Origin of the sequence: Nocardia puris (assembly GCF_036051655.1) — a bacterium.
Classification (GTDB): Bacteria; Actinomycetota; Actinomycetes; order Mycobacteriales; family Mycobacteriaceae; genus Nocardia; species Nocardia puris.
The window spans coordinates 3,569,632-3,584,756 of the sequence record NZ_CP107943.1; the positions used below are offsets into that span (position 1 = coordinate 3,569,632).

The 15,125-nt window shown below is 72.5% G+C and carries 10 protein-coding genes; 4 read left to right on the forward strand and 6 right to left on the reverse strand.

Annotated elements, in window-relative coordinates; translation table 11 throughout:
• Positions 1-353 precede the first annotated feature (353 nt).
• From OHB21_RS16335 to OHB21_RS16355, 5 genes are all read right to left on the reverse strand, one after another.
• Entirely contained in the window at positions 354-2,615 is a 2,262-nt protein-coding gene (locus tag OHB21_RS16335) for an ADP-ribosylglycohydrolase family protein (RefSeq protein WP_195124829.1), read from the reverse strand.
• 81 nt (positions 2,616-2,696) lie between these two features.
• Positions 2,697-3,857 carry a VWA domain-containing protein gene (locus tag OHB21_RS16340; protein WP_195124830.1) on the reverse strand — a complete coding sequence of 387 codons (1,161 nt, stop codon included), beginning with the start codon at positions 3,855-3,857 and terminating at the stop codon, positions 2,697-2,699.
• Positions 3,858-3,996: 139 nt separating this feature from the next.
• Complete coding sequence (locus tag OHB21_RS16345; RefSeq protein ID WP_407675216.1) at positions 3,997-6,414, reverse strand: DUF5682 family protein; 2,418 nt, start codon at positions 6,412-6,414, stop codon at positions 3,997-3,999.
• A gap of 6 nt (positions 6,415-6,420) precedes the next feature.
• Complete coding sequence (locus tag OHB21_RS16350) at positions 6,421-7,512, reverse strand: ATP-binding protein (protein ID WP_407675244.1); 1,092 nt, start codon at positions 7,510-7,512, stop codon at positions 6,421-6,423.
• Positions 7,503-10,457 (reverse strand): DUF5691 domain-containing protein, encoded by a 2,955-nt coding sequence (locus tag OHB21_RS16355; protein ID WP_228789052.1) that lies wholly within the window; start codon positions 10,455-10,457, stop codon positions 7,503-7,505. Before OHB21_RS16355 ends, OHB21_RS16350 begins: the two co-directional genes overlap by 10 nt.
• 442 nt (positions 10,458-10,899) lie before the next feature.
• Here OHB21_RS16355 and OHB21_RS16360 point away from each other — a divergent pair, with 442 nt between their 5' ends.
• The 4 genes from OHB21_RS16360 (at position 10,900) to OHB21_RS16375 (ending at position 14,753) form a co-directional block, all read left to right on the forward strand.
• On the forward strand, positions 10,900-13,329 hold the full coding sequence (locus OHB21_RS16360; RefSeq protein ID WP_232331801.1) for an AAA family ATPase: 2,430 nt from the start codon (positions 10,900-10,902) through the stop codon (positions 13,327-13,329).
• 77 nt (positions 13,330-13,406) lie between these two features.
• Positions 13,407-13,784 (forward strand): hypothetical protein, encoded by a 378-nt coding sequence (locus tag OHB21_RS16365; protein WP_067511021.1) that lies wholly within the window; start codon positions 13,407-13,409, stop codon positions 13,782-13,784.
• Positions 13,785-14,009: 225 nt separating this feature from the next.
• Positions 14,010-14,408 carry a YchJ family protein gene (locus OHB21_RS16370; RefSeq protein ID WP_195124832.1) on the forward strand — a complete coding sequence of 133 codons (399 nt, stop codon included), beginning with the start codon at positions 14,010-14,012 and terminating at the stop codon, positions 14,406-14,408.
• A gap of 54 nt (positions 14,409-14,462) precedes the next feature.
• Positions 14,463-14,753 carry a SelT/SelW/SelH family protein gene (locus OHB21_RS16375; RefSeq protein WP_067511015.1) on the forward strand — a complete coding sequence of 97 codons (291 nt, stop codon included), beginning with the start codon at positions 14,463-14,465 and terminating at the stop codon, positions 14,751-14,753.
• Between the two features lie 15 nt (positions 14,754-14,768).
• Here OHB21_RS16375 and OHB21_RS16380 read toward each other — a convergent pair whose 3' ends face one another.
• Positions 14,769-14,993: an FmdB family zinc ribbon protein gene (locus OHB21_RS16380; protein WP_067511014.1), complete on the reverse strand. Its 225-nt coding sequence runs from the start codon at positions 14,991-14,993 to the stop codon at positions 14,769-14,771.
• Positions 14,994-15,125: the final 132 nt, after the last annotated feature.

Here is a 15,125-nt window from a genome sequence, read left to right on the forward strand (position 1 = left end):
CAACTGGGCGACCACATCGCCCTCGCGTTCGAACCGCACCCGGATCTCGTCGTCGCCGAACATCTCCCGGTGCAGCAGCTTCAGTGCGGTGAGGCGGGGCAGCCGGGGATGTCGCGCCGCGTACACCGAGCCCATGCCGCCGTGGCCGAGCTCGCGCTCGATCACGTACCCGGCGAACAGCTCACCTCGGCGCAACACGACTGTCTCCCCCGTTACCTCGGAACCGGCCCGAGCCTATCGAACTTCGGTGTGGGATCACCCACATCGGGCACGATTCCGGCCGGTGCCGATCGCGGCGGCCGCACCCGGGATTGCCGGGCGTCCACTACGGCCGACGATAGCGGAGAAGCCGTTCAGGGCGTGACCGGTGCGGGCCCGAACTCCGTGTAATAGGCGTTGGCGAGGGTGGTGATGACGGGGGCGGCGTCGAGCGGCGTCACCCACGCCGACGGGATGGCGGTGCGGCCGAGGTGGGCGCCGAGGAGGTGACCGCAGAGGGACGCGGTGGAGTCGCTGTCACCGGAGTGGTTGACCGACAGCAGGACTCCGGTCCGGAAGATCGCTTCCGGTGAGCCGCCCACGGATTCGGCGCTCAGGGCCGAATAGACCGCGATGGCCAGCGCTTCCGGCCCCACCCAGCCGCTACCCAGCGTTTCGACATGTTCCGCGCGCGGGTCGCCGGTGGTGCGGGCGGCGAGGTCCACGGCGGCGGTGAGCGCGTCGGTGGTCTCCTGGTGGCCGTCGTGGTGGGCCAGTTCGGTGCGCACGTCGTCGAGCGCGGCGGACAGCGACGCGCCCCGGCACAGCCGGTAGATCAGGGCGGCCATGGCACCCGCGGGCAGCCAGCCCGACCGGTGGCCGTGCGTGAGAGCGGCGGCGTCGCAGCCCAATTCGAAGACGTGCTCGAGCACAGCGCCGGTGCTGTCGCTGGCGTAGCCGAACCCGCACGGCGCGGCGCGTACCACGGCGGCACAGCCCTTGGAATCGTTGACCGGCGCGGACCTGGTGCCGAGCGGGTCGGTGGGCGCGCGGCGGGCCCCGGCCTGCTGGAGCGCGGTGGACGCCGCGTGCGAGACCCCGCGTCGCTGCATCAGCTCCGGATACGCCGCGAGCGAACTGTGCAGCGGCACCGGCTGTTCGGGGATGGTGACGCCCTGCCCCTGCAACCACACCAGGAATCCTTGCTGCATCAGGCCGAGCGTCGCGCCGCCCACCCCGCGCTCGCGCGCCCGCTGCGAGCCCTTGATCAGCGCTTCCACGGTGAACAGGGTCAGCTGCGTCTCATCGGAGATCCGGCCTTCGTAGGCGGCGGGGTCGCTGGTGAGTCCCCGGGGACCGTAGCGCCGCCGGATCCGTTCGAGGTCTAGGGATTCGATCGGCGCGCCCAACGCGTCCCCGACGGCACCGCCGAGCAGGCAGCCGAGGACGGCGTCGCGCAGGTCGTGCGGCGACAAGGGCGGGTGCGCGGTGATCGCGTGCGTCCCCCGGGCGGAAGGCCGGTATCCCGTTCGGCCCAAAGGGATCTCGCCCCGGCGCAGCGTCCTGTCGGTGCTCGGGTGCACCGAATTGTGTTGTGTGGGTTCGGGATCGGCGCGTGTGCCGGAATCGCGAAGTCCACGCGAGGTCGAGGCGGTTTCGTCTATCCGGTGATCGCCACTCGAGTGCACGGACAGGTCCGGAATCAGTCGCGGCGCAACGCGCCGAGTCGGCTCGGGACCGGACGGCGCGGTGAAGTCGGGCACGTGCGGCGGGAGCGTCAGGGCCAGGCGCGCCGGATCGCGCAGCGCCGAGCGCGCCGCCTCGGCGAACTCGCCACACGAGTCGTAGCGCTGCGCGGGATCTTTCGCCATCGCCCTGGCGAGCACGGCGTCCAATTCCGCGGGCAGCTCCGGGTGGGCCGCGCGGATCGACGGGATCGGGCCCTGGATGTGCCCGAACACCACGGCGCCGACACTCGGCGCGTCGTACGGGCCGAAGCCGGTGATGAGCCGGAACAGCGTGCACGCCAAGGCGTATTGGTCGCAGCGGTGGTCCAGCGGTGTGTTGGTGAGTTGTTCGGGCGCGGCGTAGGCGAGGGTGGCGGTGAGGTTGCCGGTGCGGGTGAGCTGGCCGGTGTCGTCGAGGAGTTTCGCGATGCCGAAATCGGTGAGCAGCACCCGTTCGTCGAACCCCGCGCCGACGCCCGCCGATCGCGAGAGCAGCAGATTGGCGGGCTTCACGTCCCGGTGCAGGATGCCTTTGCCGTGCGCGTAGTCGAGCGCGGCGGCGGTCTGCACCACGATCTGGACCGCGCGCTCCGCGGACATGCCGTCGCGCGGCACGGTGGCGCTGTCGGGACCGTCCACGTACTGCATGGAGATCCACAGCCGGTCGTCCTCGATACCGCGATCGAACACGGTGATGATGTTCGGGTGGTCCAGTTGGGCGACCACATCGCCCTCGCGTTCGAAGCGCACCCGCAGCTCGTCGTCGCCGAACATCTCCCGGTGCAGCAGCTTGAGCGCGGTGAGGCGGGGCAGTCGCGGGTGCCGCGCCGCGTAGACCGCGCCCATGCCGCCGCGCCCGAGCTCCCGCTCGATGACGTACCCGGCGAACGTCTCACCCCGGCGAAGCACACGCACCCCCTCGACTGACTCGGAACCGTCCGAGCCTATCGAACATCTCGGCGAACCGGCCCGGCCGCGGGCGCGAGGAGTTCACCGGCCGGCGTTGGCGTCGGCCCAGGCGTGCACGTCACCGCGGTCCAACGCGACGGCGAGCAGGTCGGGAAAGCGGTCCGGCGTGCAGGCGAAGGCGGGGACGCCCAGGGCGGCCAGGGCGGCGGCGTTGTCGTGGTCGAAGGCGGGGGCGCCGTCGTCGGCGAGTGCGAGCAGGACGATCACCTGCACACCCGACTCGGTCATGGTGCGCACCCGGCGCAGCATCTCCTCCCGGATCCCGCCTTCGTACAGGTCGGAGATGAGCACGAACAGCGTGTCGGCGGGGCGGGTGACGAGGTTCTGGCAGTAGGCCAGGGCGCGGTTGATATCGGTGCCGCCGCCCAGCTGCGCGCCGAACAGCACGTCGACGGGGTCGGCGAGCAGCTCGGTCAGGTCCACCACCTCGGTGTCGAAGACGACCAGCGAGGTGCGCAGCGCCCGCAGCGACGCCAGCACCGCGCCGAACACCGACGCGTACACCACACTCGCCGCCATGGACCCGGACTGGTCGAGGGCCAGGATCACGTCGCGGCGCACCGCCTGGGTGTTGCGGCCGTAGCCGATCAGCCGCTCCGGCACCACCGTGCGGTGCTCGGGCAGGTAGTGGGCGAAGTTCGCGCGAATGGTGCGGTCCCAGTCGATATCGCGGGGGCGCGGGCGCGACACCCGGGCCGCGCGGTTCAGCGCGCCCGACACGGCGGTGCGGGTGTGGGTGGCGATGCGTTCCTCGATCTGGCGCACCACCTTCTCGACCACGGTGCGCGCGGTGGCCTTGGTGGTCTCGGGCATCACCCGGTTGAGTCCGACCAGGGTGCCGACGAGATGCACGTCGGGTTCGACGGCCGCCAAAAGCTCCGGCTCCAACAGCAATTCGGTGAGCTGTAACCGGTCGATCGCGTCGCGCTGCATCACCTCCACGACGCTGCTGGGGAAGTAGGTGCGAATATCTCCGAGCCAGCGTGCGACGCGCGGCGCGGACCCGCCGAGGCCGCCGGTGCGCCGACCCGGGGCCGGTTCGTCGCCCGTGTTGTACAGCGCGCCGAGGGCGCGGTCGACAGCGAGGTCGTCGGCCGAGCCGAGCCCGCCGAGCTCCGGTTCGGCGGCCGTGCCGAGCACGAGACGCCAACGGCGCGCGCGGGTTTCGTCGGGAGTGGTCATTGCTGCCTCCCGCGGTCGGCGCGGCGATGTGTCGGCGCCGGGCTCGGGTCGCCCGGTTCGTTCGCAGATCCGCTACGCGTGCTCGTGGTTCGAGTACGCGGATGCGGCACGGTCGACGCACCCTTCGGTGCGGGGGAGTTCATACCGGCACCCCCAGGATCTCGGCGACGGTACGCATGGCGACGCGCCCTCTTTCGATGTCGAGCGCGGTCTGCTCGGCTGTCGGCGCGGCGTCCTGGACCGCTCGTCCGATGGCTCGGCGCTCCCCGGATTCGAAGGCCCCGAAGGTGCGGCGCAGGGCGGGCAAGGTTTCCAGGAACTGGTCGTCGTCGAGGGCGGCGAGCCAGGAGTCGATGAGGCGCAACAGGTCTCGATCGTGCACGAGCAACAGGCCGCGCCCGCCGAGGAACCCGTCCACCCACGCGGCCTTCGCGGCGGCGGTCGCGCCGACGGAGAGGGCGGCGGCCAGGCGGCGGGCCGATTCGGCGTCCTCGATCAGCCCGGCGTCGCACAGCAATCGCACGGCCCGCCCGACCAGCGCGCCGTGCACATCCGGCCGGTTCGCCAAGCGGTGCAGCGCGTCCAGCCAGGCCGCGGTGGCCCGGGTGTCGTCGAGGGTGTGGATGGCCAGGTGCGCGGCGTCGATCTGGCCGCGGAGCTGGGCGGCCGCCTCGGCGTCCAAACCCGTGACCGCGCCGGGGAGTCCGGCGCAGATGCGCACCAGCATCCCGTCGGCGACGTGCGTGAGCGCGGCGGTGTCGGTGCCTCGCACATCGCCGTAGCGCAGGGTGCGCACCAGGGCGGGTAGGGCCGCCAGCAGGTGGGTGATGTCGTGGTCCAGCGCGGCCACAGATGCCAGGCGGGCGATGAGACCCGGTGTGGCATCGCCCAAATCGGCGAGCAGCGCCTGTTCCAGCGCCGCCGAGACCTCGGCGAGGGTGCGGTCGTCGCGGTCGGCGACGTCGAGGATCTTCGCCTCGGCGGCGGTGCGCAGCGTGGTGCCCCAGCGGGAGGCCTCGATGATCGACACCGCGAATTCCGGGCGCCAGCGCAGGGTCCAGGTCTCACGGAAGGTCCCGGTGTTGCCGGTCTCGCTCTCCGTCGGTGTGCCCCAGTCGATTCCGAGCAGACGCAGGCGGTGCAGCAGGTGCGAGCGTTCCCGTTCGCGCTCCTTGCGCAGGTCCAGATCCACGGTGCGGGCGGTCGGTTCGGTCTTCATGTGCAGGCGGCGCACGCGGGCGCGCAGATCGGCGGCCAGCGGGACGGTCGGGGCGTGCTCGGGCACGGTGCCCAGCGCTTCGCCGACCACCAGTTTGGTGGTGACGACCCGCACCATGGTCTCGTCGCCGCCGCACATCACCGACCGCACCGCCTCGGTCACCTCGGACAACCCGGCGAGGGGACGTTGCCGCAGTGTCGCCAAAGTTTCGGCCAGACGGACGGATTCGATGACGTGCGCGCTCGACACGGGCAGATCGTGGGCGCGCAGCACGCCCGCCACCTTCGTCAGCCACCGCGCGATCGGTTGCTCGCCTGCGGTGAAGAGGTGGTGGTACCAGCCCGGCGAATCCACGCCCGCGCCGTACCCGGAGGCCGCGGCGAGACGCGAATGTGTCCACGGCACCCAGGTGAGCGCGGTCTTCACCTTCGGCAGGCCCTTGAGCAGCCGGGCGTCGGGGGCGGCGGGGCCGAGCGGGCCCGCCAGCGCGGGTGCGTGCCAGGCCCCGCACACCACCGCGAGCCGCCGTGCTCCGGCCTTCAACGCTTTGCGCATGGTCTGGCGCATGTACGCCTCGCGGCGCAGGGTGTGGTCGTCGAGGGCTTCGGGCTCCTCGCGCAGGGCGGCCATCGCCTCGGTGAGGGGGTCGAAAATATCGGTGTCGGTGTTGGATTCGACCACCGCGTCCCACCAGCGTTCGGCGTCGTCGTATCCGGCGGCGTAGGCCAGCCGCGCCAGCGGGTCGACGCGATCGCCCGGCTCCGACCCGGTGGCCAGCGCGGCGGAGGCGGGGAGGTCGCAGAACCGCACGGGCACTTCGTGTTCGGCGGCGTAGCGCAGCGCCTGCCACTCGGGGGAGAACACGGCGTACGGCCAGAACGCCGCGCGCGCAGGCTGATCCGGTAGGTATCCGAGCAGCGCGACGGGCGGTTCCATCCCCTCGTCGGCTATGTACTGCACCAGGTTGTCGGCGTCGGCCGGTCCTTCGATGAGGATCGTGTCCGGTCGAAAACTCTCCAGCGCCAACCGAAGTGAGCGCGCGGAACCTGGGCCGTGGTGGCGGATCCCGAACACGCGGGTGATCGGATCCGCGTCGGGGAGCACGTCGTCGCCGATGGCACGCGGATCGTGCACCTCGGATTCGGCGGCACCCGCGGTAGCCGGAGGGCGTGTAGTGGCTGGCGTCGCCGACTCGGGCGCGGCGGTCGGAACCACCGCTCCGTTGGCCGACCGAGCCGAATCATGCTCGGCGCGAACGGCTTCCGGTGCACGACGGATCCCGGCGTCCACGCTGTCGGATCGCCGGTCGACTCCGGACCCTTCGAGTGGCGCGACCATGTCCGTCTACTCGCCGACCTCGCGGCAGGCGCGGTACAGGTCGGCCCAGTCGGGCCGTTCGCGGACAACGGCTTCCAGGTATTCGGTCCAGATGGCGGCGTCGGTGACCGGGTCCTTGACGATCGCGCCGAGCAGGGAGCCCGCCACATCGGTGGGGCGCAGCACGCCGTCGCCGAAGTGAGTGGCCAGGGCGATGCCGTTGGTGAGCACCGAGATCGCCTCGGCGGTGGACAGGGTGCCGGAGGGGGATTTGAGCTTGGTGCGCCCGTCGGCCGTGGCGCCCGAGCGCAATTCGCGGAACACCCGCACCACCCGGCGCACCTCCTCGGCGGCGGACGGGGTGGCGGGCAGTTCCAGTGCCGCGCCGAGCTGGGCGACGCGGCGGGTGACGATCGCGACCTCGTCCTCCTCGTCGGCGGGCAGCGGCAGCACCACCGTGTTGAAGCGGCGGCGCAGCGCGGAGGAGAGTTCGTGCACGCCGCGGTCGCGGTCGTTGGCGGTCGCGATCACGTTGAAGCCCTTCGCCGCCTGCACCTCGGTGCCGAGTTCGGGTACGGGCAGCGTCTTCTCCGACAGGACGGTGATCAGCGCGTCCTGCACGTCGGAGGGAATGCGGGTGAGCTCCTCGATCCGGGCCAGCGCGCCGGTGCGCATCGCTGTCATCACCGGCGAGGGGACGAGCGCGGCCTCGCTCGGCCCCTCGGCGAGCAGGCGCGCGTAGTTCCAGCCGTAGCGGATCGACTCCTCCGTGGTGCCCGACGTGCCCTGCACCAGCAGCGTGGACGCGCCGGAGATCGCGGCCGAAAGATGTTCCGAGACCCAGGTTTTCGCGGTTCCCGGCACGCCGAGCAGCAGCAGCGCGCGGTCGGTGGCCAGCGTGGCGACGGCGACCTCCATGAGCCGGCGCGGCCCCACGTACTTCGGCGTGATCACGGTGCCGTCGTCGAGCGTGCCGCCCAGCAGATACGTCACCACCGCCCACGGCGAGAGCCGCCACGCGGGCGGACGCGGCCGGTCGTCGGCCGCGGCCAGCGCGCGCAACTCCTCGGCGTGCGCTTGCTCGGCGTGCGGACGCAACAGCGCTTCGATCACGGCAATTCCTCCAGCATTTCGGATCGGAAGGTGAGGTCGGTGGCGAGGCGGTCGAAGGCGCGCGACCAGGCCGGGTCCTCGCAGCGGGCGGCGAGGGCGCTCGCTGCGTCGGCCGCGTCGACCGGGAGGTGGGCGGCGGCCGCGGCGAGCAGGGAGCGGTGGGCGGCGGGGCCGACGCCGTGCCCCGCGGTGCGTCCCGCGGCGACGCGGGCGCGCTCGAACAGCAGCAGGAGCACGTGCTGGGCCAGCGCCTGCGGCCACGGGTGCGGGGCGGCGGGCAGCAGCGCTTCCAGTTCGGACAGCCAGGAGCCGTCGAGGCGGAGCAGATGCCGCACCCGGTCCTCGGCGGCGAATTCGGCGAACAGTTCGCGGCGGCGCAGCAGTGCGGTGTCGGAAGGGATGCCGCCCGCGAAAAGCGCTGCCGCCCAGTCGGGATCGCCGTGGGCGAGGGCCGCGTCGACCCAGCCGTCGAACAGCGGCTGGCGGAAACGTTCCTCGACCGTGACCCGCAGGGTTGTGGCGGGTGGGCCGAGGACGGCCGCCCAGTGGTCCAGCGGGGTGGCCGCGACGAGTTGGCGCAGGCGGCCGGCGGCGAGATCGGGTGCGCCGTTCCAGCGGTAGGCGAATTCGACGGTGCGATCGGTGATTCCGTCGCGCCGGGCCTCGGCGTCGAGGTCGTCGGGGACCGCGATCCTGGCCAGGGAGCCGTCGGCGTTCGGGACAACCCACTCGCGCGCTCGGTGCCGCATCCGCCGGGCGAATGCGGAATCCGGCAGTACCGTGAGCAGGCTCGCGGCCGTTCTGCGCACCTCGGCCCTGCGGTCGTCGAGCGCGGTCTCCAGCAGGGATTCGTCGCGGGTGCCGAGCCCGTCGGCGAGAATGCCGAGCAGATCGGCTTTCTCCGCGCCCGGTTCGCTCGCCCACGATTCGGCGAGGATCTCGCGGGCGGCATCGGGGTCACGGTGGCGCAGGCGCGCGAGCCACGAGCGGCGTTGCGCAGGGGTGCCGTGCCACCACAGATCGTCGCCGTCGTCGTCGGAAGGCCACAGCGACAACAGGTTCCGCCATTCGGGATGCTGCTCGGCGAGCCACCGGCCACGGGCGCCCGCCAGCCGGAGCAGTTGTTCGCGGTGTTCCTGTGTAGTCAGCGCGGCGGTGAGCACCTGCGGGCACAGCGCGTCGGGGGCGCGGAAGTCGCGCGCGGCGGTGGCGGCGAACCACTCCGGGAGGAACGGCGAGCGGTCGCGCAGCATGTCGGACAGACGGGCGGCGACAGCCCGGGGGAGTGCGGGACGGTCGTCGTCGACGGCGGCGGATGGCGGATCGGCGGTATCCGCGCCCACCCCGCCACGTGCGAAAGAGTCGCGGAGAGCGGCGGATTCGAGAAGGAGGACGGCGGGATCGGTGTCCAGTGCGCTCGCGGCGGCGGCCACCGGTTCGGGCAGCCGCGACGGGTCGGGCGCTCGGCGCGCGGTCCCGAGCAGCGCCACGGAGACCAGTTCGTCCGGGGACTCGGACGCGGCCTCTTTCCCTTGCCCGCCTTCGCTTTCCAAGCCCACGCACTCACCGGACGTGAACACCGAGACCGGCACCAAACCGTCGGCGGTCCATTCCCCGGCCACGGCCACCGCATACCCACCTGACACCGCGAGCGACATCCACGGCTCCGCACCGGCGACAAGGGGCAGCGCCGCACCGGACGCATCCACCACCCGCCACCTGCCGAGACCGCCCTCTCCGGTAGGTTCCTCGGCACCCGGCGCTTGCGCCGCCACGGGCACCACATTCCGCAGTAGCACCGGCCACCCGCGCAACCACGGGTCCGCCCCCAGCGCCGCCGCGTGCTCCTCCAGCGCCCGTGCGACAGGCCCACGGCGTGCGGTCGACGAGTGACCCACGGCTGGTTGGGGCACCGGAGTTTCGCCGGGCGAGGAGGACTCCGCTGTATCGGGCGCCTTCGGCAGCGTGGTGAACGGTTCATCCGCCCCGTGCCGCGTCCCCCACAGCGCGCGCAGCGGCGCGGCGGCCGGATAGAAGTGCAGGTCGGCGTCGCTCTGGAACCCGAGCGCGGGGGCGGTGGCGGCGAAGGTGGGATCGCCGAAGGAATGGTCCACCAGCACGGCCCAGCGGTGCGTGTGACGGCCGTAGAGCCAGGTGCGGCGGGTGTACAGCCGCTCGTCCTCGGTGACGCGCACGCCGAGCGTCATCCACTCGTCGCGGACGCGGGGTTCGGCGCGCACCGACTCGGCCGGGGTCGGGTAGCCGATGTGGGTGCGGACGCTCGCGCGCAGGCCGGGCGGCAGCTCGTCCAGGCGGCGGTGCGCCGCGACGAGCAGGTGCAGGCCGGCGAACTCGCGCAGCATCCGCGCGGGCCAGTCGGCGCGCGTGACGACCGTGCCGGGCAACCGCCGCAACACGCTCGCCACGGCGGGCGCCTGCGCGTCGACCATGCGCGCCGCCACCGCCTCGAACGCCCGGAAGGACCGATCGGTCTGGGCCAGGCCGGTGCGGATCTGGTCGCCGAGCCAGAGGTCGAGTTCCTCGAGCCCCGCCGTCACCCGCACCCGGCGCTGTTCGGCGGTGGCCGGGTTCGCGGTGCGCGCGACGGGAGCCGGGCGCGCGACCCGCCCCGACAGCCACGACTCGGCGAAATCGGCCACCCGTTGCGCCTCGGGCACCGCGCCCGCCGACCACGCCAGCAACAGTGACAGTGCGTGCTTGCAGGGGAACTTCCGGCTCGGGCACGAACAGCGCGACGCCGGACCGGACATATCGACCACGGTCTCGTAGATCTGCGTGCCACGACACCGCCCCCACAGTGCGTCCCCGAGGTATCCCGTGTCCGACCACCGATCGGCGAGGCCCCGCGCGGCGGCCAGCGAGCGCGCGTCGGGCGCCAGCGCGGTGACCCGTTCCGCGGGCCACGGCGCGCTCATCGGGCCGTGCGTCATCTCGCCTCCTGCTTTCGCGACGGCAAGGGCCCCACCCCCGCCGTCCCGATTTCTACCCCACCACACCGACAGTCGACGCGCCCACCAGGGGCCGGTGGAAACGGCTGGGCGATGGTTGAATTCGCGACCACTCAGGTCTTGTGCACCGCGAATTCGTCTGGCATTCTGTCTTGTTCGGCTTCGTCCGGGCCACCCCCCTTCGGGTGATACACCATCGAGCTGCCCGCCGGGGTTGGCCGAGGGGTGGACATCGACGCCGCCGTGGTTGTCGATGGCCATATCCATCCCCGCGGGCAGATTCGCCTTCCCACCGTCGCACCCGTTCGCGAGTGCGGGAATGCGTGCCGATCGGGTAGCGTTTCGCTCAGCTTTCGACAGGTTGACACCGAGCGTGCGAGCGGGAGGGCGCGCGGCGGTGCGGTGGTGGAGGGGTGGTCAGACAGTGTGTCCCGAGCCCGCGGTCGACACGGCGGCCGAGGTCGCCGAGAGTCTGACCGAGGTGGTCGCGCGGCGACTGCACGACGATCCCGCGGTGACCCCCGATGTCGCGCACGCGGTGCTCGGCGCGCTGGGCGGTGTGCACTCCGGCGACCCGGCCACCGAATTCGAGGACTCCGGCATCTTCCTGCGCTCGATCCGGGTGCGCGGCTTCCGCGGCATCGGCGCCGAGACCACCCTGGACCTGGCGCCCGGCCCCGGCCTGACCTTGGTGGTGGGCCGCAACGGCAGCGGTAAATCCAGTTTCGCCGAGGCCGCCGAACTCGCGTTCACCGGCGGAAATCGCCGGTGGGAGGGGCGTTCGGCGGCGTGGCGGGAGGGGTGGCGCAACCTGCACGACGGCGGTGGCACCCGCATCGAACTCGAATTGCTCACCGGCGGCGGCGATCCCGACCTCACCATCACGAAAGAGTGGTCCGAGCACGACGATCTCACCGAAGCGCGCTGGACCCAGCGCCGGTCCTCCGGCGCGCAGTCCGAATTCGACGCCGCGCGTTGGTCTTCGGCGCTCGAGCTGTACCGGCCGTTCCTCTCCTACAGCGAACTCGGCACCCTGGTCGACGGCAAGCCGAGCGATCTGTTCGACGCGCTGCATCAGCTGCTCGGCCTCGACGACCTGACCGCCGCCCAGGACCGCCTGCGGGCGCGCAGGCTCGAATTGGAGCGCGCCGCACGCGATTCCCGGCAGGAGAAGCTGGATCTGCTCGCCGCGCTGGACGGCCTGGCCGACGACCGCGCCGTGCGGATGGCGAAACTGCTGCGTCCCGCGCAACCCGACCTCACCGCCGTCGGCCGCGACATGATGGGCGCCGACGAGACCGGTGGCCCGGCCGAACTGCGCGCCATCGTGCGGCTCGCGCTGCCCACCGAGGCGGAGGTGGACGCCGTCGCGGCACGGCTGGAACGCTGCGCCGACGCGCTGGCGCGCGATTCCACCGCCGACGCCGAAGCCGACCTGCGGGTGCTCGACCTGCTGCGCCGTGCGCGCGAACACGTTGCGGCGAGCGGAGAATGCGCGTGTCCGGTGTGCGGGCGCGGCACTCTCGGCGAGGAGTGGGCACGCGAGACCGACGCGACCATCGCGCGCCTTTCGGCCGAGGTGGACGCGCTCACCACGGCGCGCGCCGAACTCGACAACGCCGTGCGCGCGGCGCGGTCGTTGCCCGAGCACGTGCCCGCCGAACTGGATTTCGATCCCAGCAACCCGCCCACCGTCGACACCGGCGCCGTGCGCCGCGCCTGGGCCGCCTGGGCCGCGCTGCGCTCCGCCGAGTACAGCCCGGGGCTGCCCGGCCGGCTGCGTTCCGCGCACACCCGGTTGGTGGACGAGCTGGATCTGCTCCAGCAGGGCACGCGCAAGGAATTGGACCGCCTGGACGAGGTGTGGGCGCCGCTGGTGCCGCGCGTGGCGGGCTGGCTGGCGCGGGCGCGCGAGGTGGCGGTGAACGCCGCCGAACTGCGCACGCTCAAGCGCGCCGAGGAGTGGTTGAAGTCGGCCACCGCCGGTCTGCGCGACGAACGGATGGCGCCGCTGGAGACCACGGCGCGGTGGGTGTGGCGCACACTGCGCCAGCAGAGCAATGTGGAGCTGGGCGCGATTCGCTTGCAGGGCAACGCCGGAACGGCGCGGCGGGTGCTGCTCGACGTCACCGTGGACGAGGTGGACGGCGCGGCGCTGGGCGTGATGAGCCAGGGTGAGCTGCACGCACTGGGCCTTTCGCTGTTCCTGCCGCGAGCCACGGTGGAGGACAGCCCTTTTCGCTTCGTCATGATCGATGATCCGGTGCAGGCGATGGATCCGGCGAAGGTGGACGGGCTGGCCCGGGTGCTGGCGTTCGTGGCGTGGAGCAGGCAGGTGGTCGTCTTCACCCACGACGAGCGGCTGGCCGAGGCGGTGCGCCGCATGCAACTCGACGCGCGGGTGCTGGAGGTGCAGCGGCGCGAGCGGTCGGTGGTGGAGGTGCGCACCGCGAGCGACCCGGTGCGCCGCTACCTCGACGACGCGCGGTCGCTGGCCCGCACCCCGCAGCTGCCGCCCGCCATCGCCGACGAACTCGTCGCCACCTGCTGCCGCTCGGCGATCGAGGCGGCGGCGCTGGCCAAGGCGCGGCGCGTGCTGCTCTCGGGCGGGATGCACCACCGGCAGGTGGAACGCCACGTCGAGGGCGCGCACACCACCCGGGCGATGGTCGCGCTGGCCGTCATGGGCGTGACCTACAACGTGGACCACCTCAACGCGCATCTCTCGCGGGAGGCGGGCTGGCTGGTCGGCGTGCTGCGCGACGTCACGGCGGGCGCGCACGTGCCGATCCGTCGCGGTGTGCGCGAATTGATCGGCGACACCGAACGTTTCATCGCCTGGATCAGCCGGTGACGGGCCGCCGCGGTCCGGGTCGGCGCCCGCACGGTGCGAAACGCCCGCCGCGGCCGCCGCGCGCGCCGCGACCGTCGGTGGCCGAACGGTTCGACGCCGTGGACCGGTTGCTCGACGGCCAGGTGACGGCCGCCGGTGGCGTGTGGTCGCGGGCGACGGCGTGGATCCTGCGCCTGGCCCTCGAACAGGCCGTGGACGAGCTGTGGGCGCGCGAGGCGCCGGAGCTGACCCGCTGCCCGATGCGCGCCCAGCTCGTCGCGCTGCGCGTGTACACGACGCCGGAGGTCGCCGCGCAGGTCGCGGCCGTGTGGGCGGCACTCTCACGTGCCGCCCACCACCACGACTACGAACTCGCGCCGAGCGTCACCGAACTGCGCCGCTGGCGGGAGCAGACGGCGGCGGTGGCCGAGGCGCTGGCGGGTCACGGCTACACGTGGGTGCGGACCGAGGGGTGAGCCTGCGCCGAGCCTGTCGGCGGTCGTGACGGGTTCGGGCCGAGGCGTGAGCCGTTGGCCGGGTGCGAGTAGTGGCGTGCGCCGACTTCGCTGGGTGCGGTGCGGTTGCCCCAGCCGGCTTCGCGGGGTGCGGGTAGTGGCTCGCGCTGTGCCCGCCGGGTGTGGGTATCGAGCCGTGTTCGCTGGGCGGGGGCGGTCGCCCGAGCGCGAACCGGGCGCGGCAGGATGGGGCGCATGGGAAAGTCGCAGGTGTGCCCGTGCCGAAGGGGTGAGCCGTTCGAATTATGTTGCGGGCCCGCGCTTTCCGGAGACAAGCCCGCGCCGACGGCGGAGGCGTTGATGCGCTCGCGATTCACGGCGTTCGCCACCGGCGATGCGGACTACCTGCTGCGGTCGTGGTCGGCGCGGACCCGGCCCGCGACGATCGACCTCGACCCCGGGCAGCGGTGGCTGTTCCTGGAGGTGCTGCGGACCGAGCGGGGCGGGCCGTTCGACGACACCGGGGTGGTCGAGTTCGTCGCGCACTATCGGGACGATCGCGGGCGCGGAGAGTTGCACGAGGTCAGCCGGTTCGTGCGGGAAGACGGGGCGTGGATGTACCTGGACGGTGTGATCGAAGCCTGACGCGGCCGATCCCCGCCCGGCGCGCACCCCCGCGCTCGAGTAGCGTCGACCCCTATGCCACGTGTTGCGATCGAGTACTGCACCCAGTGCCGCTGGCTATTGCGGGCGGGGTGGATGGCGCAGGAGCTGCTCACTACCTTCGCCACCGACCTGGACGAGGTCGCGCTGGTGCCCGGGGAGGGCGGGGTGTTCCGGATCACCGTCGACGGCGCGCAGATCTGGGAGCGCAAGGCCGACGGCGGGTTCCCGGAGATCGCGGTGCTCAAGCAGCGGGTGCGCGACAAGGTCGCCCCGGACCGTGATCTCGGTCATGCCGACCGTCAGGCGGATGGGCCGTCCGCCTGAGCCGATCCGCGCCGCTCAGGCGCAGCAGCCTCCGCCGCAGCAACCGCCCCCGCCGGCGGGCGCGGCGGGCGGCGGGGGTGCGCCCGCACCGGCCTTCCCGACCGTCGCGAACGTGGTCAGGAGCTTGACGGTGTCGTCGTGGCCGCTCGGGCAGGTCGCCGGATCGGCGGACCGCGCCATGGGCCGATTCACCTCGAAAGTATCCCCGCAGCTGCGGCATCGGAAGCTGTAGTTCGGCATTCGATCAGGGTAGCGCCGCGGTCACGGTTGGTGCGTCGTCCCGGTGGCACCTCCGGGGCGGACGTAGCATCGAAGGAAGATCGCGAAGCGCCGGCCGCGGTGTGGCTACTCCGCAGCGCACGTGGGGCCGGT